This is a genomic window from Stratiformator vulcanicus, from assembly GCF_007744515.1.
Classification (GTDB): domain Bacteria; phylum Planctomycetota; class Planctomycetia; order Planctomycetales; family Planctomycetaceae; genus Stratiformator; species Stratiformator vulcanicus.
Genome location: NZ_CP036268.1, coordinates 1,795,960 through 1,817,465, shown reverse-complemented (window position 1 = coordinate 1,817,465; position 21,506 = coordinate 1,795,960). Strand labels below are relative to the sequence as shown.

Annotated in this window: 19 protein-coding genes and 1 tRNA gene; 6 read left to right on the top strand and 14 right to left on the bottom strand. The window is 58.3% G+C overall.

Translation table 11 applies throughout. The features are described 5' to 3' along the window. Positions 1 to 40: 40 nt before the first annotated feature. Positions 41 to 2,746 carry a tetratricopeptide repeat protein gene (locus Pan189_RS07030; protein WP_310821200.1) on the top strand — a complete coding sequence of 902 codons (2,706 nt, stop codon included), beginning with the start codon at positions 41 to 43 and terminating at the stop codon, positions 2,744 to 2,746. A 285-nt stretch (positions 2,747 to 3,031) separates the two neighbouring features. On the opposite strand, the gene Pan189_RS07025 is transcribed toward Pan189_RS07030, so the two are convergent. Then, on the bottom strand, positions 3,032 to 5,362 hold the full coding sequence (locus Pan189_RS07025; RefSeq protein ID WP_145363234.1) for a hypothetical protein: 2,331 nt from the start codon (positions 5,360 to 5,362) through the stop codon (positions 3,032 to 3,034). A gap of 270 nt (positions 5,363 to 5,632) precedes the next feature. On the opposite strand from Pan189_RS07025, the gene Pan189_RS07020 reads away from it, so the two are divergent. Continuing rightward, complete coding sequence (locus tag Pan189_RS07020; protein WP_145363233.1) at positions 5,633 to 6,346, top strand: YkgJ family cysteine cluster protein; 714 nt, start codon at positions 5,633 to 5,635, stop codon at positions 6,344 to 6,346. Positions 6,347 to 6,358: 12 nt separating this feature from the next. On the opposite strand, the gene Pan189_RS07015 is transcribed toward Pan189_RS07020, so the two are convergent. Then, a complete protein-coding gene (locus Pan189_RS07015; protein ID WP_145363232.1) occupies positions 6,359 to 6,964 on the bottom strand; it encodes a GNAT family N-acetyltransferase in 606 nt (201 codons plus the stop codon). A gap of 43 nt (positions 6,965 to 7,007) precedes the next feature. Further along, positions 7,008 to 7,427, bottom strand: coding sequence for a Dabb family protein (locus Pan189_RS07010; RefSeq protein WP_310821199.1), 420 nt, complete (start codon positions 7,425 to 7,427; stop codon positions 7,008 to 7,010). Positions 7,428 to 7,651: 224 nt separating this feature from the next. Between Pan189_RS07010 and Pan189_RS07005 the strand changes: the two genes are divergently transcribed. From Pan189_RS07005 to Pan189_RS06990, 4 genes are all read left to right on the top strand, one after another. Continuing rightward, positions 7,652 to 8,731: an IMCp domain-containing protein gene (locus tag Pan189_RS07005; RefSeq protein ID WP_145363231.1), complete on the top strand. Its 1,080-nt coding sequence runs from the start codon at positions 7,652 to 7,654 to the stop codon at positions 8,729 to 8,731. Positions 8,732 to 8,924: 193 nt separating this feature from the next. After that, positions 8,925 to 8,997: transfer RNA gene (locus tag Pan189_RS07000), tRNA-Thr, on the top strand. A gap of 86 nt (positions 8,998 to 9,083) precedes the next feature. After that, the gene (locus Pan189_RS06995) at positions 9,084 to 9,611 is read left to right on the top strand and encodes an NADPH-dependent FMN reductase (RefSeq protein ID WP_145363230.1); all 528 of its coding nucleotides are present in this window, start codon (positions 9,084 to 9,086) and stop codon (positions 9,609 to 9,611) included. A 103-nt stretch (positions 9,612 to 9,714) separates the two neighbouring features. Beyond that, positions 9,715 to 10,758: an agmatine deiminase family protein gene (locus Pan189_RS06990; protein WP_145363229.1), complete on the top strand. Its 1,044-nt coding sequence runs from the start codon at positions 9,715 to 9,717 to the stop codon at positions 10,756 to 10,758. A gap of 80 nt (positions 10,759 to 10,838) precedes the next feature. Here the strand turns inward: Pan189_RS06990 and Pan189_RS06985 are convergent, their stop codons facing one another. The 11 genes from Pan189_RS06985 to arfB all read right to left on the bottom strand — a co-directional run bounded on the left by Pan189_RS06985 (position 10,839) and on the right by arfB (position 21,391). Continuing rightward, positions 10,839 to 11,054 (bottom strand): CsbD family protein, encoded by a 216-nt coding sequence (locus Pan189_RS06985; RefSeq protein WP_145363228.1) that lies wholly within the window; start codon positions 11,052 to 11,054, stop codon positions 10,839 to 10,841. Between the two features lie 74 nt (positions 11,055 to 11,128). Continuing rightward, positions 11,129 to 11,590 (bottom strand): DUF4112 domain-containing protein, encoded by a 462-nt coding sequence (locus Pan189_RS06980; RefSeq protein ID WP_310821198.1) that lies wholly within the window; start codon positions 11,588 to 11,590, stop codon positions 11,129 to 11,131. Positions 11,591 to 11,786: 196 nt separating this feature from the next. Beyond that, positions 11,787 to 12,146 (bottom strand): hypothetical protein, encoded by a 360-nt coding sequence (locus Pan189_RS06975; protein WP_310821197.1) that lies wholly within the window; start codon positions 12,144 to 12,146, stop codon positions 11,787 to 11,789. A gap of 127 nt (positions 12,147 to 12,273) precedes the next feature. Beyond that, entirely contained in the window at positions 12,274 to 12,798 is a 525-nt protein-coding gene (locus Pan189_RS06970; RefSeq protein ID WP_145363226.1) for a hypothetical protein, read from the bottom strand. Between the two features lie 117 nt (positions 12,799 to 12,915). Continuing rightward, entirely contained in the window at positions 12,916 to 14,229 is a 1,314-nt protein-coding gene (locus tag Pan189_RS06965) for a DUF1501 domain-containing protein (protein ID WP_145363225.1), read from the bottom strand. 93 nt (positions 14,230 to 14,322) lie between these two features. Further along, positions 14,323 to 17,058 carry a DUF1549 and DUF1553 domain-containing protein gene (locus tag Pan189_RS06960; RefSeq protein ID WP_310821196.1) on the bottom strand — a complete coding sequence of 912 codons (2,736 nt, stop codon included), beginning with the start codon at positions 17,056 to 17,058 and terminating at the stop codon, positions 14,323 to 14,325. Positions 17,059 to 17,158: 100 nt separating this feature from the next. Continuing rightward, complete coding sequence (locus Pan189_RS06955; RefSeq protein ID WP_145363223.1) at positions 17,159 to 17,839, bottom strand: hypothetical protein; 681 nt, start codon at positions 17,837 to 17,839, stop codon at positions 17,159 to 17,161. Position 17,840: 1 nt separating this feature from the next. Beyond that, positions 17,841 to 18,491, bottom strand: coding sequence for a hypothetical protein (locus Pan189_RS06950; RefSeq protein WP_145363222.1), 651 nt, complete (start codon positions 18,489 to 18,491; stop codon positions 17,841 to 17,843). Next, entirely contained in the window at positions 18,488 to 19,054 is a 567-nt protein-coding gene (locus Pan189_RS06945; RefSeq protein WP_310821195.1) for an RNA polymerase sigma factor, read from the bottom strand. Before Pan189_RS06945 ends, Pan189_RS06950 begins: the two co-directional genes overlap by 4 nt. Positions 19,055 to 19,165: 111 nt before the next feature. Continuing rightward, entirely contained in the window at positions 19,166 to 20,665 is a 1,500-nt protein-coding gene (locus tag Pan189_RS06940; RefSeq protein WP_145363220.1) for a flagellar hook basal-body protein, read from the bottom strand. Positions 20,666 to 20,929: 264 nt separating this feature from the next. Continuing rightward, entirely contained in the window at positions 20,930 to 21,391 is a 462-nt protein-coding gene (gene arfB / locus Pan189_RS06935) for an alternative ribosome rescue aminoacyl-tRNA hydrolase ArfB (protein WP_145363219.1), read from the bottom strand. Positions 21,392 to 21,506: the final 115 nt, after the last annotated feature.

Sequence of the window (21,506 nt, the reverse complement as noted above, 5' to 3'; positions counted from 1 at the left end):
CGAAAGCTCGTCCAGCTTCGACCGGACGATCGACCTCAGTATGAAAGAATTCGATCGATCCTTCTACCGGACCGGCCACCCGAAAGCCGCAAGGTCGGGTTGCCGCCTGCAATCGCGACGACCTATCTTTCCAATGGGCTTTGATCTCTATTACGTCCACTTAATTGAATTCAACGTGCGATCGCTGCTGATAACCTGCCTCATCACATTGCTCAGCACCTCTACGGTCGCGACGGGCGCGGAGGTGACCGCGACATATTTCAGCGGACTCCGAGACCGCGGCCTGTTCAGTCTGGCTGAGTCCGTCGCACTGAATCGCCTCGCCGCCGATGATCTTTCGAACGACGAGCGAGCGGCGTTGTCGCTCGAACTTTCAAAGACCTTCGCGCAGCACGCCATCCACACGCTCGACACTGAGCAGATCGATCTTTATCAACGAGCTGAATCAGTCATCGAAAAGTTTCTGGCCGTTCAGCCCAGGCACCCACGAGCGCTCGAACTGAGATTGCAACGGGCGATGATCGATCTCGAACGCGGTCGTTCTCTTCGCTGGACCGCCGAGCTCACACGCTCCGACTCCGCTGCGCTTTCGGCCAAAGGATTTTTGAAGAAAGCAGCAACCGAACTCCAGACCTTATCGGATCAAATCCACAAAGCCTTTCGCCGTCGCACCCGCGGCATCGCGAGCAGCGACGATCGCGTCGATCCGGCCGAACTGTACCAGTGGGAGGAGCAGGCCAGATTGGGCGCTGCTCAGGCCATGATTGCGGCAGCGCGACTTAACCCGCGGGGCGACTCCAATTCCAACAGGGCTTTGCAGGAGGCCGACCGACTATTGGAGAAACTCGCTCGCGGTGTCGAGCGAAACCCGATCACTCGGTCGGCGAAGATCTGGCGAGCGGAGGTCGCTCGCCTTAGTGGCGATGGTCAGGCTGCTCGCCGGCGATTGGCCGATATCGAGCCGACATCGCTCACCCCGCAAGATCGTGATGCGATGGCAGCCGTTTCCGTTCGAATTCTGCTCGACGAAGACAAGCCCGACGCGGCCGCGGAATTGCTGGTCAATTACCGCAAAGAACGGGGGTCTCTGTCCGGCGAATTGCAACTGCTGAAGGTGCAAACACTCGTCGAATTGGAGCGGGCTGCGCGAGCGATTAACGTGCCTGAACTGGCGGTCGACGTGCAGCGTCAGATCGACCTCGCCGTCGAACGAGCGAAGGTGGAAGTCGGTGGCGTCTGGGCATATCGCTGCCGGCTCGCTGCGGATGCGGTCGGAAATGAACGTCAATTCGGCCCCGAAATCGCCGCTCAGATCGAACGAGCCGAACGTCTCGCCGCGACGGGAAAAACATCGGAAGCTGCCGACGCCTATTTTAGCTCGGCCGAAGCGATGGTAGAGTCGGGCGATTCGTCCGCGGCTGCGAAGTACGCCTTTCGTGCCGGGTCGCTCGCCTCCAGTGAGAACAACTATCAATCGGCGAAGAAGTTCTTTCTCGCAGCAGCCAAATTCGACCGCAACGACCCGCTCTCGGCGCAGGCTCACTTGATGGCCGCATGGTGCGCCGGACGTTCGTCGAATTCGCAAAAAGCGATTGCCGAGTACCGTCGCTTACTCGAAGAGCACCGCGAGATTTATTCCTCGGCCGCGACGAATGCAGAGGCGACGCTGATGCTGGCTCGATTGGAGGAGTCGCGGCGACAGTACAGTCGCGCCCTCCCGCTGTACCGAGATACCCTGACCATCGCAGAGAAAGCCGACGTAGCGCGGGCCGGGATCGCCCGCTGTCTCGATCGATTGTTAGCCTTTCTCGCCGAAGAATCTGCTCAGGCAGACGATCCAAAGATTCGCGAAGTTCGTCAGCAGCAATTACAGGAATGGTCGAACACGGCATCCTCTGAGTTCGCCGACCTCGCCGCAGGCCTGCCCGATGTCGAGACGCGCTGGTCTCCGCACGATGCGGAGTTCGCGGTCGTCGCGGCTCAGCGGTTGTCGAAGCTGCCGACAAACCAAACCGATCTCGCTTTGAATCTCGCCGAGCGTGCTCTGAGGTCCTCTGAATTTCAACGTCCCAACGACCGGGAGTTCTGGCAGAAGATCGGGGAAGCCGCCGATGGTTTGCGATCAGCAATCCGTGTGAGTGCCGGTGACTTTTCCGGCGGGCTCGCGGACGATTCCGAGTTGAGGCGGATGACCGTCACGGCTCGAATCAGCCTGTTGCAGGACCTTCGCCTGCGGCTTAGCGAATTGAGCGTCGGACCAAGAACGCAATGTGGCCGCCTGATGTTGAAGATTGTCGAAAGCGTTGAAGGTAACGGGAGTCGATTGAAACCGGCTGAACGATGGTTGCTCGCCAAGGCCAAAGCGGAGGCGGACATTGCTGTGGGCGAACTTGATCGGGCGGAGCAAACGGTCGAGCAACTGACGCAGATGGCCGGTTCGGATGCCGGACGAATGCGGGAGGCAGCCCAAATCGCCGAACGCCTTGGAGAACGTGGGGCCGAGCGCACGCTCGACCTTTGGCAGCGGATCACCGCTCGATTGCCAGCCGGCAGCGATGAGTGGTTGGCGGCGCGAATTAACTCGGTCGAAGCACTGATCACGCTGGGCCGCCTCGACGAAGCTCGCAAACTCATTCGAGTCACCCGGCTGCTCGCCCCCAACGCCGGCGATGCCGAATTACGGAATCGACTCAACGAGTTAGACGCTGCGACGAATTCCGATTCCGCGCGTCCGAATTCTCGATAAGCGACGGTCCTCTGCGTGCCAATCTGAGACGCCAATTGCTTGTCAGCAGACGTGTCTGGAGGCGGTTTCAAATCGCTTAGCATACAAGCCCGAGGCGCCAGCCGTCGGGGAAAATCGCTGGTTGATCGACCATCGGCTTGCGTCTCAGGCTGGCATTGAAATCGCTTCTCGTCCGTTGATTTTCTAGAGCAGTTTCCTGCTATCTGTGGCGGCTATCAGACGCACAACGTCTGCGTATTCGCAAGGATCGCCGCCTGAACCCGCTACACTTACGCGATATTCGCTCTAGTCCGCAGTTGACGAATCTTCGGCGTCGGCCGGCGAATTCGCCGGTTGTTTTGGCAACAGTCCTCCCTGCCTCGTTACATAATCGCGCCATCGCCGGACTGCGGTCGTTCGAGCCGAAAGCGAGGCCGTTTCTCGATAGCTCAGCCGTTGCCCCGTGAGTTCCAACAGATGAGCGAAAGCGATCTGACGAACCGCGACGCGATCATGCTCCAGCGCTTCAAGAAACTGCAGACTGGCCGCTTCATCCCGCGCGACCTCGGGGCTGATGCCCCACAGAACTGAGACCAGCACGTCGGCATCGTTGGGCGGCAAAATGGAGGCGGCCGTTTCGGTCAGGACTTCCGACGCGGCTTCGTCCAACGCGAGATTCACTTGGATTTCGTGCGCCGCCTCGGTCACGGTCTCCACATGAGGCGCATCAACCAACGTGCGAACGAGGGGATCGATGGCTCCGATCAACCCCAATGCATCGGCGGCCCAAGCCGAAATGTACGGTCGCCGGTCGCTCAGAAGTGGCGGAAGACTGATTGCCGCCACCTGGCCGGTCGAGAGGGCATCGAGGACCGGTTCGGTCTGATCGAGTGCGAACTGTGACGAACGACCGTTTTCGACCCACTCCGGCATCGTGATCACCTGATTGTCGCCGGGTGCGTCAGGAGTCCCAAGCGTCTTCACACGCTCAAGCACGACATGCTCGCCCGCTCGCAATGTCTTCACATTCCCGTCCGCCTCGGCAAATCGAACGGGACCGTCAATCACGTAGACAGCGGCATTAATGCGGGGCTGAAATTCCGGAACGGTCAGATTGACACCCGGCGTCGGTTTTCCATTCGGATGAATCGGGGCAGCTTCCACCGCGATCTTTCCCCGGCCTTCAAGAAATTCTAACCGACACGTTTTCTCAGCGACCGTCAATTCAATAGCCGCTGGAATAACAGTGTCGTTGGGAGTCGCAGCCGTTGATTCGGCGGACGACCCTGCCGAATCGATCGGGTTCGGTGAGTCGGAAGAGATCAGCATTCGGCCGCGCACCAATTCGATGGCCGGAACCGACTTTGTTTCCGCAGCAACTTGATAGGTACGAATCGCGGTGCCCCCCAGCAACTCCATCCGAAGCGTTGAACCATCGATGGCGAACTCATCGTGAAACGGTTTGATCGCGGTGACGAAACTGCCGATCGGAACGGCTTGATCCGTGATCGGAACCCACTGCTCTTCGCCGGGCTTCTTGAGCAGAATCGGATAACCGTTTGGGATCGGTCGAAAAACAAAATTGAGCGGCTTTGGTGAAGAAAGCGGGCTCGGCGAATCTGCCCCGGGGGTGTCGGGCTCCCCCCTCGACGGTACAGGCGACTCAACAGGCGGTCCTGAAGTCGAAGCGACTTCGGTCGGCGGAGTCGAGGGAACGTCGAACTGGACCGGCGGCTCAGAACCGGTTAACGGATTATCGATTTCGTCGGGCGGTTCGGCATCGAGTGGCAAGTTCGGCAAATCACCGGATGGCGAAGAATCTGGCGATGCGACTTCCATCGATCCGGACTCGTCGGGCGGGCTACCCTCACCGAGATCGGAATCTGCATCCGATGCTCCGCTGGCGTCCGAGTCGGCGGTGGAATCACTCGGCGATTCGTCGTCAGTGTCGACTCCGGAACCATTGGTCGAGTCCGAGGTGTCCGCATCGTCGTTCGAACCAGTATTCGTCATCGCGATCGGATCGAATCCCGCAGAGGGAAATATCCCGGGATCGAACCAAATTAGAGCCACCCAACCGACCGCCAACGCCGCGAGAACTCCGTAGGGCAGTGCTCGCCGCCAAGTCGGAATCTTGCGTGGCATCGAGGCAACCAATTCAGATGCCTGCGAAGCGGGAGCGGTCGGCTTGCTCCGCAACGGTGCCGACGGTGCAGGCTCAGCGGGCGTCGCGGCATGGTCATCACTCGGACCGTTGGGCGTGGCCAATTCGTACATCCGACGACGCGACTGATCTGTGATCTCGACCGGCTGCCCCAAGACCAATGCGAGAACTTGATGGCAGGCCGCGACCTCGGCCAAGTGAACGTCGGACTCCATACAGATGCGCTCGACCTCGGCGACCTCTTCCGGGACGAGCGTGCTGTCGAGGTAGGCGGCTACGGTGTTCGGATCGAGCAGAGCGGGAGACTCGTCACCCGGAAACGTCAGCCGTCGCTTGCGAACCGACTGCCGAATTCGCTCGGCGAGCTCCTCCGCCTTCGGACTCTCCGCCAGTTTCTTGCCGATTTCTTTCGTTTCATTCGGCGCGAGCAAGTCGTCCAAATAGGCCAGCAAAGTTCTGAGAGTCAAACGCATTGTGCATTCCCTGGGCCGCGCGAAATATTCTTGGTCAGCGTCACGCTGAGCCGTGTCGGCGTGTGCCTTCACAATAGAAGTGGGAACCGGCGACGGAATCCGTGCGAAAATCTGCCGCGATCCGGAAGAATTCTAAAGATTTTCGCACACGAAATACGGGAGAGGCCCTAATTCGCCGCCCGCGAACCGATGCACTGACGGTTCGATTCATCCGATTGCACCGATTGTGCCGATACCCTCACAGAGCGCCGTCTCCCGCACGAATAGTCAATGCGAAGTGAAGGATTTGCCGTGTCGTCCCCCTGCGACAACTGCCACGCCGGATGCTGCCGATCGTTCGCAGTACCGGTTACCGGCGCCGACATCTTGCGAATCGAGCGGGACTTGGATCTGGCGTTCTGGGATTTCGCCTGCCGCTGGGCCGACCCGGACGGGAAGATCGCCCGCAAGTACGCTCCGCATTTCTATTTTGAAGACGAGCCTTCGACGCCGTTCGTCATTTGCCTGTCGCATCAACCGAGCCGATTTCACAAGGGGACTTCGAAATGTCGGTTTCTGGTCGAGGGGCAACCTGACGACGAGAATCCGATGGGGCAGGCTCGCTGCGGAATCTACAACTCGCGTCCGATGGCCTGCCGCTGTTTCCCGACGAAATTCAATTCGACCGGCGAGTTGACGGTCCTGCACGACGTGCCGACCCGGGGACGGAAAGAGACTCATCCCGCTTACGAGCTTTGCCCGCGGAATTGGACGGTCGATGAGGTCGACCCGATTTCCGCTCCGCAGGACCTGACGGTGGCAAAGTTCGAGATGAACTTTTTTCACTCGTTGGCGTCGGTCTGGAATCGAGCCCCGCGATCGTTCGAGGTCTTCCCCGATTTCCTAAAACTCGTCTACTCGCGGCGAGTGGTCTCCGAGGTCGACGAACTCGAGCCGAAGACGATCCCGCTGCCGAACGTCGATCAGCAGCGCAAAGCAGCCTGAGTTCTTTGCGCGTTAATCGAAAAACGCCTGCATCCCGCGGACGTATTGGAAGTCGGACGACAGCGCCCCCCAGCGATCACGATCGCAACGGAACATCGGAACGCATTCCGGGGCCAGATCGTACGGAATTGGCAGCGTTCGGAATCCGGCCCGCTCATAGAACGGCGTCCCGATCGCCGACAAGACGTAGAATGCTTTGACTCCGTCGTCCTGCTCGAGCTGTGAGATGACCTCCTTGAGCAGTGTCGTGCCGTAGCCGCATCCGCGATGGCGCTCGCAAGTATGCACATTCGCGAGGCCGATCACGTCGGGGTGAGGCGAATGACGGTAACGATAAGTCGTCAGCGTGCTGACGAACTCTCCCGTCGATGAGATCGCCGCGAAATGGCGACCCGAGCGAAGCCGTCGATCCCGCAGGCACCACGTCACGTGCCGGGTTACGGATTCACCGCCAGATAATTCGACGGTCGCTTCGAAAAAACGGCGCAGCTCCGACTTCTCGATCGCCCGCACCGTCAGATCGGTCGCGCAGTCCCGTAGACTCGCTGCGATAGATCCGTCGACCCGCCGGATGCCGGCTCTTCGGCGAATCCAGCTCATGATTTCAGCGAGTCGCACGCCGACGTTCCTAGCGAGGTGAACTCTGCGCCTACGTCCCCTTTTACTTCTCAGCCACGGTGTCAAACACCCGGACCTTGTCCCAATTGCCTTTGCATTCTTCGATGAATTGCAGGTGCTTGGGGGCGACTTGATAGTCGTCGTGGGCTTTTCGCGAATCGAAAATGACGTGCAGGCCGACGTGAAAGTTCTGATCGTTGACCTCCCGCTTGAAGTCGGGAACCCGCAGTCCGGCGGCGAAAAACACCACGCCCGGATGATCCTGCAGATATTTCTTGCAGGCATCGACCAGTCGCTGCTGCTCTTGGGCGGAGTCATCTTTGAGCGTGAAGTAAACGTCGTGAACGATCATTGATCCCGATTCTTTCTCTTCGGCATGTGGGCGATCTGAATACTGAATCGCCACGACAAACGCGGCGAAAAGAGCGGCTGCGATTGTAATCTGACGCGAACGGTTCTTCATGGCTTCCTCTGCAATTCGAATTGCTTGATTGGTTGGCGATCACCGAAATCAAAGCCCGGCGATCTCACCATCCATCAATGCGGCAGTTTGGGCAACTCAGGCAGACTCACCTGAACTTTCCGATTTTTCTCAAGATTCGCATCAGAAGGATTCAAGCGGTCATCGCGATTATGCCGATCCTTGGGAACAGAACCAAACTCTTCGTCTCCGGAGGATCGCCCGCCATGGGTCGCCACACAATCAAGAGCTTTTCTGCTGCTTTCGCCATCGCTGCCGCGATGGTGACCGCCTCGGTCGCCGTGACCGACATCGCATTCGCCCAAGGCTGGACCGCACCCGGTTCCTGCTGCGGCACTTGCGGAGAAATCGTCACCGCATGTACCTGCACCCGAATGCAGCCCGTCTGCGAAACCACGGTCCGTCGGCAGGACTGCGTCACTTGGCGAGAAGTCCCCCGAACTCTTTACCGAGACGAAGAATACGTCGTCACGATCCCGAAAATCGACTACGACTGCGTGACCGTCGATGAGGGCTGTTACAAGATGGTATGGGTGCCGAAACCCGTCAAAAAAGTCATCCCCAAGACCGTCTATCAGAAAGACATTCGCACCCGGAAAGTGCCGTTCACCGTCTCGCAAAAGGTGCCAGTGGTCAGCTCGCAGTGGATTCCGGAGAAGCGAGTCCGCTGCGTCCCCCAAACGACGACTCAATACTACCGTCAGCCGTTCGGAACGAACTGCCCGCCGATCACGGCTCAAGTACCGCCGCTTACCGGCTTCGGCGGCGGATACGGGGCTCACGGCGGATACGGGGTTCACGGCGGATTCGGAGCAGCGGGCGGATTCGGAGCCGTTGCCCCCCAGCCCTACGGAATGCCGGGCGGATGCCCGAACGGCCAATGTGGCATGAACCACGGAGCAGGTGCATTCTACGGCAACCCCGGCTATCAGCCGACGCCGGCCCCCGTTCAGGGACCGGTTCCCAACCCGACACCGGACAACTTCGACGACCCGGCCGCGTGGTCGAACGTCCCCAGCCGGGCTGCGGTCTCGCCGCAAATGTTTCCTCACATGGCGGCTCAATACGCTCAGCCGATGCCGAACCATTATCAACAGCCGGCTCAACAAGCGGCGCACTACGGATACCAAGCGGCACAGTACGGGTATCAAGCGGCCCGCCAGCCGCAGATGATTCAACAGGCCGGCTACGCCCAGCCGCAAACGGCCCCGATGCAGTCAGCTTACCGGGCCGCATACGGACAGCCGCAGCCCTCAGCAATCCAGCAGGTCGGCTACAGCCGATAGGCGAAGCGTTTGGTTCTCGCGCTTTTCGTCGACCTGGTTACGCCCGCCTCACGGCGGGCGTTTTTTATTGCGCTCCGCGAACACTCTTCGTCGAACTGGTGTCGCCCTGACTAACGAACCCGGATGGCAGTCTGCGAGCGGTACCCCGGACTTGTCACCTCGTGCCGCCGTCACTACCATCTTCGGGGCATTCGCCGCTGTAGCTCAGTTGGCAGAGCGACGCTTTCGTAAAGCGTAGGTCGTCGGTTCAAGTCCGACCAGCGGCTCTTTCACGGCTCCACGAGGCCAAACTCTATAACCCACGGATCGTCCCTCCGCTCACGGGTCGCTCCCCCTGGGTCAGATTCCCCGAATGATTCTGGTCTTCAGTTGCAGCCTGAACCCCGGCAGTCGCAGTGTCGTACTCGCCCGGGCGCTGCGTGACGAACTCGCAGCCCGCGACAGCAACGTCGAATTGATCGATCTCCGCGAGACGCCCCTGCCCCTGTGCGACGGGGCGAACTCTTACGGCGATGCGACAGTCGTTGAGTTGAACGAACGGGTATCTGCCGCCGACGCGATCGTTGTCGCCGCCCCCGTCTACAACTTCGACGTCAATGCCGCGGCGAAAAATCTCGTCGAATTGACCGGCCGGAGTTGGACCGGCAAAGTCGTCGGAATGCTGCTCGCCGCCGGCGGCGAAGGCAGCTACATGTCGGCCATGGGATTGGCCAACAGTCTGATGCTCGATTTCCGCTGCATCGTCGTTCCCCGGTTCGTCTACACGACCGAGGACAAGATCGACGGTGACGTGATCACCGAGCCGGTTGTCCGGGAACGGATCGTGCAATTAGCCGATGATGTTTCCCGTCTGTCGACAGCGCTCAAACGGGCTGAGTGACGCCGCTAATTCATTTGGCAAGTCTCGATGGGAACGGGCCATTGGAATTGTCATGATGGCCGTTTAGCCGCAAGTCCTCGCTGCCAATTTCAGGCCCGGTTCGTTGACCAATCCGCCACCCCCGCAAGATCGAAGCTATCGTTGGCCCGCCGAGTGGGAACCGCACGCTGCGACATGGCTGAGTTGGCCTCACAATCGTAATTCGTGGCCCGGACGATTCGGACGCGTCGAACCGGTCTATGCTCGCATGGTTCGTGTTCTGGCGACGTCGGAACCGGTCCATATCAACGTCACCGATGCAGCGATGGAACGCCGAGCCCGGCATTACTTAAGTCTCGCCGGGGCCGACGGCGAGATCACCTTTCATTACATCCCCACCAATGACGCGTGGTGCCGCGATCACGGGGCAGTCATTTTAAAGGAAGAGGGTCCGGGGACGGGCGATCGCCTTGCCCTCGATTTCCGCTTTAATGCCTGGGGCGGCAAATACCCCTACGATCTCGATGATGCGGTCGCGCCGCAAATGGCTGAGACGCTAGGCATCCCCTCAAAAAGTGCCGACTTCGTTCTTGAGGGGGGAGCGATCGACGGCAACGGTCAGGGGACACTGCTGACGACCGAGGCGTGTCTCCTTAATTCAAATCGTAATCCGCAATTATCGAAACAGGATATTGAAGAACGATTCAGGTTGGATCTGGGTGTCGAGCAAATAATTTGGCTGGGTGACGGAATCGCCGGCGACGATACTGACGGGCATATTGATGACATCACCCGCTTTGTCAGCGAGGACACCGTCGTCAGCATGGTCGAGCCGAATACCGCCGATGAAAATCACCGCCCTCTGGCCGATAATATCGAGCGACTAAGAGACGTCCGATTAACCGACGGTCGGAAGCTTCGAATCTTAGAGTTGCCTTCACCGCCGCCGCTCGTTTATCAAAACCAACGCGTGCCCGCGAGTTACGCGAACTTCTATATAGCGAACTCGGTCGTTTTAATGCCGGGCTATCACCCCTCGACCGACCTGCTAGCAGCCGAGGTGCTGGCGAGTTGTTTTCCGAAAAGAGATGTCGTCACGATCGATTGCCGCGATTTGATCTGGGGGCTCGGTGCATTCCACTGCCTGACGCAGCAGATTCCCCGTTAGAGTTCTGTTCGCCGACAACCGATTAAAAGCGCGGCAGGCACAATCACTCCAATCACAGTTATCTCTTCTTAAGGCGAGCGCTACTGCGGCGTCGTTTCATGCCAAAGCAATTCACGTTCGACGATGTCTCGATCGACGCCGTATTTCGCTTCAACAGTTTCCACGAGTTTCTCGCGACTGTCCCCGATGATCGCAAAGTCTTCGCTGGTCAACTCGGGCCAGTGCTTCTTCGCGAACGTCAACAGTTCGTTCGGGGCTGTGTGTTCCGGCATTGCTGCCTGTGTTCCGTAACTCATGTGTGGGTTCTTCCTGATCGGTGAGGCGTGACGTCCGCCGGCATTCATGCCGACTGTTTTATAACGCCCCTGATTCAACCATTTTCTGCCGTGCCGTCTATTCGATCCGTCTTGGCTCGTTGCTTCTCGATTTCCCGCTTGAGCAGGGCGAGGTTTTTCGTGTTTGACTTGAACGCGACATCAAACACATCGCCGGCCAACGGAACCGCTCCGACCGTTGAGTCGGTGATAATGTTCACAACCATCCTCATCAGAACGCTCCGCCGAATACCGAGACGGGCCCCCTCAGTGATGAACAGGACCGAAACCAAGGCGGTCGCCACGTCCCCCAATCCGGGGACAAGTCCGACGATCGAATCGAGGCCGAACTTGATATTCGTGCCCGGGACTCGGAACAATTCATCGGTCGAGTTGGCAAGACGTTCCAACCGGGCAATCGCCGCGTCGATCTCAAGATCGGTCGGCATTTTCTGCCGACGTTTCATGATGCGAGCGGCCGGAGGTGGCCCGGTCAGTGCCTCTTTGACGATTCCCACAATTGGCTCGATAGTTGAATTGAACAACGGCGAAGGCTGATGGAGCAAATGCCTTGCCAGAAAGGTGCCTGCCCTCAAAACACGGCGATTTACCATGTTTTGAGGCTGTCATTGTCTGACCGACAGTCACGCTGGCACCGCAGCGATCAGCCTTCGCAGGCGGCGGACCGATTTGCCAGCCATCTGGGATGTCGCTTCAACGCGACTTTTGCTTTCCGGCCCAAGCAACGTGTCGGGCAATATCAGCATGCCGGAGCAAAGCCGTGATCGTCGAGTAGTTCTCCGCCAACTCACGCTCGGAAGGGATCAGTTCATGGACGGCCCTGTGACACAGTCGGCACAGATCGACCTTCCGCCGCCGCATCTCCTCCAGCCCATATCGCTCCCGAAAGCGTCGCTTCCGATGCACCGCCCGCGGGATGAGATGATGAGCGGTCGTGCGAACTCCCGTGCGGCCGCACAGTCCGCATCTATTCTCGGGGCAATCATCTGACTTCGACATGTTCTGAAAGGGCAGTAACGACGAGTATTCCACAACAGTCTTGACGCATTCCATCCGGCCTATTGATTGTTCGGATCAAGATAGCATCTGACGACTGCAATTATTGCGAAAAAAGCCCGGCGGACAATTCCGCCGGGCTTTCAATGGTGATCGTCGACTCGAACTGGACAACGGAGATCAATTAAACGTCGCCAGAAGGCTTCTTCTTGTTTTTCTTTTCCTTCGGCGTCCGCATTCGGTTCGCCTTCTTGAACGCTTCGACCTGATCGGTGTTTAAAACGGCAACCGATTTTTCCAGCGCTTCGTGGCGAAGATCCATCGCGGCTTTACGGCTCGCTTTCATCGCTTCTTGCTGTTCGGCGGTCACACCGATTTGATCCATCAATGACTTCGGGTCGACTTTCTCTCCCGACGCTTTGGCATCTTTGCGGATCTGCATCATCTGCTCACGCTGCTCCTTGGTGAGTCCGAGCGCTTCTTTCCGGGAAGTCGCGACTTTCGGGCCGTACTCGGCTTCGATGGCTTCGAGCTTCGTCTTTTGCTCGTCACTCAAGGTGATCGAATCGGGAATCTTAATCAATTTGGCCTGACGGGCGGGCCGGTCTTTCTTCCCCTTCTTTTTTTCTTCGGCGTCCTCGGCGGCGAAGCCGGCGCCAACAAACGCAACGAGCAATCCCAATGCCAGCACGGAGCGCAACGTCGTCATCTTCAAAATCCTTTATCAGTCTTAAAGAGTGCGGCCGATGCCGACAGGCATCGCGCCCAGTAACCGAAGACAGAGGGATGGTCGTCATTGACGATCACCTGAATTATAAACACCGGACTAGCCGATAAGTTCCGGAATCGGAGATCCATTTCTGACAATTGTGATCGGGCGACCGGTATTGGTTTGATATTCTTTCGTATGGTCGATGCCCATCGCCGCATAAAATGTCGCTGCGGCATCGTCCGGCGTAAAGCCCCGGCTGGCCGGTTCAGTTGCCTTATCGTCACTCTCGCCGACGACCTGTCCTCCACGAATCCCCCCGCCGGCCATCAACATAAACATGCAGCGAGGATAATGGTCACGACCACCTTCGGTCGAGCGCGTGTTAATCTTCGGCGTGCGGCCGAATTCACCGGTGACGAAGATCGCCGTCGATTCAAGCAGGCCCTTCATCGCGAGTCCGTTGAGCAATGAGGCCAAGCCGGTATCGAATTCCGGAAGCAGCTTCGTTTTCAGCTTCGTAAAGTTATCACCGTGCGTGTCCCAACCGCCGGTACTAATCGTGACGAAGCCGACGCCAGACTCGACCAGCCGTGCAGCTAACAGGCAGCTCATCCCGAATTGCGATTCACCGAACGTTTCGGCGAACTTCGGCGACTCTTTCGAGATGTCGAATGCCTCACGGGTTCGCGATCCGGTGATCATGGCGTGTGCTTTCTGACCGAACTGATCAAGCCCGCCCAACAAGTCACTTTGCTCCTCGAATCCGTGAAACGCGGTATCGAGGTTCTTCAACAGATTTTGGCGTCGCTCGACATCGCTAACGGTCAGCCCTCTTCCCAGCGCAACGCCACGCACATTAAAAGGTCGGCCAGGTCGCGGGGCTGAGCCGGTTACGAGCGGGGCATACTTCACGCCAAGAAAGCCCGGCGTCTGAGCCGTGTTGGGAACCGCTACGAAACCGGGGAGGTCGCCTGGCAGTGCCTTTTGTCTTTCCTTCATAAAGACCGCGCCGTACCCCGGATATTCGAGCGAAGCCAAAGGTCGTGTGCCGGTGTTAACGTATTCGGTTCCGAGGCCGTGCGCTCCGAGCGTATGGGAGACCCCCCGCAAGATCGCGAACTTGTCGGCCTGCTGAGCGAGCTTAGGGAGATGCTCGCTGAATTCGACGCCCGGCACATTCGTCTTGATGGGATTAAATTCGCCGCGGAATTCCTTCGGGGCATCAGGCTTAAGGTCGAACGTGTCCATGTGGCTCGGGCCGCCACGCAGATTAATAAAGATCGCGTTCTTCGCTTTCGCGCTGCCACTGACCTGCCCCGCCGCGGCCATCTGTAAATAATTGGGCAGGGTTAACGCCGCTGCGCCACAGGCCCCGACCTTAATAAAGTCGCGTCGCCGGACGCCGTCACATGTCGTATGCAGAGCCATTGAATTTATTCCTTGATGGTTCTCGAAAGAGAAACGCTTTAGCTGTGTTTCAGCGGATCGGGAGACAATCAGTCAGTAAAACCGCCGACTCGATCAATGGTTGATGATAAACTCTTTCGTATTCAGCAGGGCCCACATTAGGTCTCGGGCCCCTGTTTCCATCCCGTCGGCGTTATTAAAAAATCCGCGTGCGACTTCGAGTTCGTTGTCGGTCGGATATCGACTCAACGTGCGGAGATACGCTTCGCGAATCACAGTTTCAGGCGTTGCTTTTGCGAGGCGATTCTCGAATTGTGCGGCTCTTTTTAAAGCAGCGACCCGGCTTTCGGAGTCAGCCAGTGACTCGTGTAGTCGGTCTAAACGAGTGAGCGATCGCGCGATCTGTTTGGTGTCCTGTTCTGTCTCAGCAGTCAGTTCGTCCAGCTTTGCCTGTTCGCGATCAATCTGTTTCTTAATTTGCAATATTCGTCGTTCCGCCACAGTCTGCCGATCGGCCGCGCCCGGCGCAATGCACCCCTTTAATTGGGCAATCCACGTATCACCATTGGCCTCGAGTCGCTTCAGCAAATCGTTGTCGTTCCGAAGAAAAATTGTTTGCAGCACGCTCGGGTCAGCGGATCGATCGCAATCGCAATTGCTTTCGCGAATACTGCGTCCGAAGACTTCGAAGGCGAACCCGGCATTTCCGGCTTCGGTGATGGCCCTGCTCCGTTGACCGGCGCCGGGCACGGCAATCGCCCGGCCTTCGTTTGACTCCTTAAGAGCTCGCACGCGATCATCGGCCGCAGTCGCGAAGGCCAATGCATCGACGGCGACCTCGGCGGGCAAGCGACGATGCACTGCGCGGCTGAAATTCGATTCGTCCGACGCGTTCGTTTCATTCGGACGCCACGACCGCTGATAGGTGTCGCTATTCGTAATTTCGCGATGCAGCCACTTCATATCATAACCTCGCTCAATGAAGCCGTCGGCCAGATAGTCAAGTAGCGGTCCGTTAACCGGTGCGTTTGCCAAGCTCAAATCATCGGGCGGCTCGACAATCCCGCGGTTGAAGTAATTCGCCCACACGCGATTTACGAAGGCTCTTGCAAAATACTTGTTGTCTTTGGAACGAAGCCAGTCCATCAATGGCTTCCGAATATCGCCCCCGGCTTCTGAAAAATTAATTTCCTCTCCGCCGAGCACGCGGCCCGATTCAGCAACCCGCGTGCGATTTCGACGTCGTTGGTTCTGCTTCTTATTCTTAAGGGCGGGCGCCGGCGTCTCGGCATACACCTCACGCAGCGGCACCACTTCTCCTTGAAGCAACAGGCTTCCGATCTTTTGGCGAGCCGCATTCCCTTTTTCGTCACCGGAAATCGCCTGGAGCATCTGCTGATACTCCTTCTTTGATTTTGGGTCGACATTGTATGTCACACCGGTGAAGAACGCCTCGAAGTTCTTAAAGTCGGTCTGCGTCCATTGATCGAACGGATGCTTGTGACACTGGGCGCATTGGATGCGAACCCCAAGAAACGCGTAGGCGAAACCGATGGCGCGATCTTCCGGTTTTGTGAAAGTCCGACGTGCCCAATAGTGCGGCATCGTCGAACGATCGGCGAAATCGGCTTTGGCATCAACGCGATAGATATCGCTCATCGCTTCACAGTAGTCGGCGTAGCTCTCGTCGTCTTCGCGGCTAACGGCGAGGACGATCCCTTCGACCAATTCGTCATAGGGACGATTCTCGGCGACCCGTTTCTCGATCCAGCGAAACCAGTCTTCGGAGGCCCGATCGCGTCCGACTTCGTTGTTCAATGACGCGGGATTATTGCCGGTCATATCGCACAGCTTTGTCGCCCACCAGGCGGCGTAGGCGGGCGTCTGCATTAATTCTTCGATCTTCTCGGACCGCTTGTTCGGCGAATCATCACTGAGAAACGCTTCAACCTCCCACGCGGCCGGTAGCGTCCCTGTCAGGTCGAGTTGCACGCGCCGCAGGAAGTCTGCGTCGCCGGCAAGTTCCGATGGTACGATTCCGAGTTTTCTTAATTTTTGGACGACGAGTTGATCGACTTCCGACTTTGTCTGCACCGTCGGATACGTCGATCCGTAGTTTGCATTGAAAGGTTTGATGACCGGAATCGGCCGAACGGCGCTGTCGTAAAACACGACCACATGCGTGTCGCCAGATTCGCCGATAGTGATCGAGCCGTGCTCGTCGATCGCGGCGACAGTCGGGTCATTTGTCTGGAAGCGGCACAGCGGGGTAACGTCTTCCGTGGAACCATCTGACCAGACTGCGACGACGCGAAGTTCGATCTCTTCGCCAGTCTTAGATGAAACGATTTCGTCGGGGGTCACTTCGAGCCGGGTCAGTTCGGCCTCGCCTTTAAGTTCCTTCGCCCCCTGCTCAATCCAGCGACTTAATAGATTGTACTGCCAAGAATTCGCAGTGATCACCTCGCCACCATCGTGGTCCATTTGCAAAGTGGGCTTTTGAAGCACCATGCTCTCGCGAGGCGATTCGCGATCGATCCGGGAATAGTCTTCGCCGGTCATCTGTTCGTGGTCCGACTCGAAATCGTAACCGAATAGTGACAGTTGAAAGCCGCCCTGCCCTTTGAATGACCCGTGGCAGGCTCGCCCGTTGCAGCCGACCCGTCCGAGTAATGGCACAACATGCCGCTGGAAGTCGGGCGATTCGTCGAGCGCTGGTTCGGCAAATCGCTCGCTGACCGGGGCAAGGACTTTTTTCGAGTCGATTTCGGCAGATCGTGCTGCCGACTCCCCGATAAGGAAAAAAGCACAGGCGGCGAAGCCGAAGATCAACGAAGGCGCAGCACGCATCAGACCACTCCGCACATGAGCAAATAGCGAAACTTGAGAGATAGGACTCCTGATGGCCAGGAGTGAACCGGTCGAATCCGCTGCTTCGCCCGTTGGCGACTCAGTCGCCGGCGGGCCCGGTCTTCGGACTCGCATCTACGACGCGTCCGGCCTTCGATTTCTTCTTGGATTTTTCTTTGCTACCGGAATTCGAGCGTTTTTTCGCCACGCTGCGGAGAACCGAATCGACCTCACGCTCAAGGCCGGCGGTGTCGCCGACTTCGTTGGCGGCGTTCTCGACTTGCTGCTCGAGCCTTCTCAATCGCTCGACCGTCTGTTTCTCTTGATATTCGAGCGTTTGCAATCGGTTCTCGCGACGCTGCTTGAGCAACCTTGCCAGTTCTTCACGCTCCGTCGGTGAGACGGACACGTCGCCGGTGATCATGGTCAGCCGGGCCAGAAGCAAGCGAATTCGCGAATCGATTTTCCACTTCTCTAATTGGTTCTGCCAATACTCAGGCTGCCGGTCTTCCAAGCGCTCAAGGCGACGACGAGCTTTATCCACATCGCTGATCGCGCTCTGATAGGCGGATCGATCACGCGATTCCAAAGCGACCAGCAGGCGGGCCAGTTCGGGATGATGCTGCTTGAGAAATGTCGTCGAGGCCTGCTCGGCCGCCCGTTCAATTTTCGGGGCGGTACCATCATTCGGCTCCACCAACGGTTTTTGGGCCGTGGCTGAATCGCTCGCTAAAGCGATCACGCTCAGAACGATAATTCCGTTCGCGAGAGTTGCTTTCACGTTAGAAGGTCCCCGTCTGCGGCGGCAAAAACTGCTCCGGCTCATCGGTTGATTCGATCACCGAAGTCGGCCCGGGGTTGAACACGGAGGGAGCTGCATCATCTCCCGATTCCGCAGCGCCAACTTCCATTTCATCGAATGAGACGGCGGCAAGCATCCAGTTGGGCGGGGCGACATCCGACTCGAGTGAGTCGTCGCCAGAATTATCTGTCAGCGGGCCGATGTGGATTGGTCGTTCCCACTGCGGGGCGTCCGGCTGGGCAACGTGATCGTCCACCCGCGATTCGGCCCACAGAGCGAGCAAAGCTTCGGTTTTCTGCTCGCGATTCACGGTTTTCTCACCGGGTGGAGTCACCGCGACCGCCATCACTAATGCCAGAGCAGCGACCGTGCCGACAACGGCGATCTGAAGACTTCGCTTCGACCGCACGGATCGGCGGGCGACGAGTTCCGCCGTCATCGGTCGGACCGCAGCGATCGCCAGCGTCAGTTGAGTGGCCCGGGCAACCGCTTCGCGTAGCTCTTGGTCATGACCCAACTGGTCTTCCAACGACTTGGACTCTTCGGCACCCAGTTCGCCGAGCACATATTGTGTGGCACGCCAATCGACATCGTCGAAATGATTTGGGAATTCTGATTGATCCGTGCTCATGGGTTCTTCTCGTCGGATAAGGACCGCGACAACTTGACCATCGCCAAACGCATCCGCGTCAGAACGGTTCCGAGGGGAACGCCAAGTTCCTCTGCGATGACGGCAAACTTTCTTCCTTGAAAAATGCGTCGTTCGACGACAAATCTCTGCTCCGCGGGCAGACGATCGATCGCCTGCCGAATCCTGACTTTCTGCTCAGCCTTTAAAAGGCAATCGATGCCTTCATCCTCAGTCTCCCGAGGACGCAGCCACCATGCTTGCCCGACATGCTTCCGTTCTCTGCGTTTACTCCGGCACCAATCGATCGCCACGTTGTGGGCAACGCGATATGCCCACGCTTTGGCCGACCGCAAATCTGATGGCGCAGGACGCTCGACCAATCGGGCAAAAGCGTCCTGTACCAGTTCCCCGGCGATATCCGGGTCATGCACAATGCCGGTGATGTACGCCTGCAACTCGTGCGCGATCTCGGAATGTAACTTACCGAGATCAATCGGACTTGCTGCGATCGAATCACGCTGTTCAATCAAAAATCGACCGTTGATTTCGATTGTCCCGTACACTGGCAGGACGATTCCGCTCCGAGAATTATTCTTCGGATTCGTCGTCAGCCAAAGAGAAATCCGCCGCGGAGGCCGAGGCGGGGCTCTGACAATCGGCATTATGCCGTCGGATCAACGGATCGGAAACTGAGAATCTGTCGGATCTGACATGGCCGACCGGCTCGGCGGAGCGGGGGCGCGGTCGACAAGTGACGAACGCGGCTCGGACCGCTCCAGCAACTCGATCTGTCGACGGATTTGATCGAGCGCCTCGACTTCGGCGTCGAGATCGACATTCGATTCGGTGAGGAAGCCCGAGCGAATCGTGCCGAAGTCGGCGTCGTCGTCCGATGCGGGTACCGGATCGCCCGACGCCACGGTCGGTTCCCAAAGGAGTGGACCGAGTGGCTCCAAGTGAGACGGATCTACGAATCGGACGATAGTGATCCGCCCGAGTGCCGTCGGTTGTCGGGAATCGGGTAGTCGGCACATCACGGAACCGTCTTGCCCAATCCGCAGGTCGAAACTGGCCGCCGGGACGACGATCGGATGTTGCAGTTCCCACTCTCTGAAATTTCCGTCCAGGACGAGTCGCCCTTCATTATCGCGGACAAATGAGGCACTCTTCGTGACGGCCATCTGCTTTCCATTGGCCACAACGAGAAAACCCGCCCCTTCGACGGCCAGGTCGAACACGCGGCCGGTTTTTCGTAGCGAGCCGTCCGAGAGATCGAACCGCAGCCCGAATTGTTCAACCCCTTGCGTCGTCTGTTCGGTCATTCCGCCGGCGGAATTTCGCATCGGGTCGGCAGGGCCGAGCACGGCTTCACGCCGCGTGTAACCGGGAGTCGACGCGTTCGCGATATTGCTCAGTATTTGCCGTTCAGCGGCCTTCAAATGCCTGATTGAATCCGACACCCACGCCACCTCGTCAGAATGCGATGGCAGTGACACCTCAAACAACTGAGCCGTCGACGGCTCCGTCTGCGGAAGCAGCGGGCCAAAACTCTTGGTCGGCGAACCGAGTCGACGACGGATTTCCAACAGGTCCATCGCCGCGTTCGGGGCCAGATCTTCGAGTTGTTCCTCCCAAATTTCCCGCTCATCGTGACCCGCGTGAGGCAACGCGAGATCGATCAAGTCACGGATATAGGCCGACTCAGGCACCGGCGACGCGTTCTCTGGAACCGGCAGCGGCTCGGGAACGGGGGAGTCATCAAACAAGTCGTCCGCGGCATCGGCCGATCGCCTCAGCGGAGCCTCGAAGAACTCGGGGCCGTCTTTCTTCGAACCGGCAACACGGACGGCAGCCCGCACCCACGCGTTGGGGCGTTGGGCACGTTGTGTCTGAAAATTACGTTGAGTCTGCAAATATCTTGTCGGCAATTGCTCCGTTCGGCCGGAGCTATCTTCAGGTCGTTGTGCTTCGACAGGTCGAGACGTTCGCATCCTCACCCGCAAAAAATGACCTTCGACTTGCTCAACCGTCGGCGATGCCGCGACTTGGAGAAACGCGGTTCCCGGGTCGACCCCCTTCTCAGCGAGTTGGCCCAGCGCGATCTGGCTCAAGCCGAATACGCAGAAGAAAGAACAGCCGATACCGACTTGAGCCGCCATGAGTCGCCGATGCATGTCGCAGTCTCCGAGCGAACGCGATTCGCCAAAATGATTCGCGGGACCGTAGCACTTCCGAAAAAATTGGTGAAGACGGCAATTCGCGAAACAATCACCAGCCCGCAGCGGGAGCAAGGGACTCTATTCAGCGGTTCCCAAACTCGACGCTGCAAGAATGATCGCATCTATTCCGCGAGTAAGATTTCGATCCAAACGCGGATCGCCAACCAGCGATTCGATCGGCGGGAAGGCCACTTCGAAGACCCTGGCAACGGGTCCGGATCACTGGTCCGGCCGGCCCCGCAGCCGTTTGGTTTCCGAACGCCGTTTCTTCGCATCCAGCCGACGTTGCTTTGACCCCTTCGAGGGACGCGTCGGTCGGCGTTTTTTCGGTTGCGTGGCCGCCTCCAACAGCATCTTCCGCAATCGTTCGATGCAGTCATCGCGGTTCTTCGTTCGATCGCGATACCGCTGGCTCATGAGAATGATTTCACCGTCATTCGTCAGCCGCGAGCCGAATAGGGCACGAAACCGAGTCCGCACGCGCTCCGGTAGGCTCGGCGACTCCAGCGGGCTCCAGCGCAGGCAGGCTTTCGTGGCGACCTTGTTGACGTTCTGACCGCCGGGACCGGAACTGCGGACATACGTGACCGTGAACTCGGCGCGGTCGATCGAGACGGTCGGCGACACGCGCAGTCTTTTATCCGGCCGGTTCGGGACTGTCGATTCGATTGCGTCGCTCATGTCTGTACCGAATGATCGAGGATTCGAGGTCGAGGGACTATTGCCGGACTCCTGTAGCCGCGTTTCGGGCCGTCGACTCGACTGAAGCCGTTGTAACGCAAAAGGTTCACGTCAC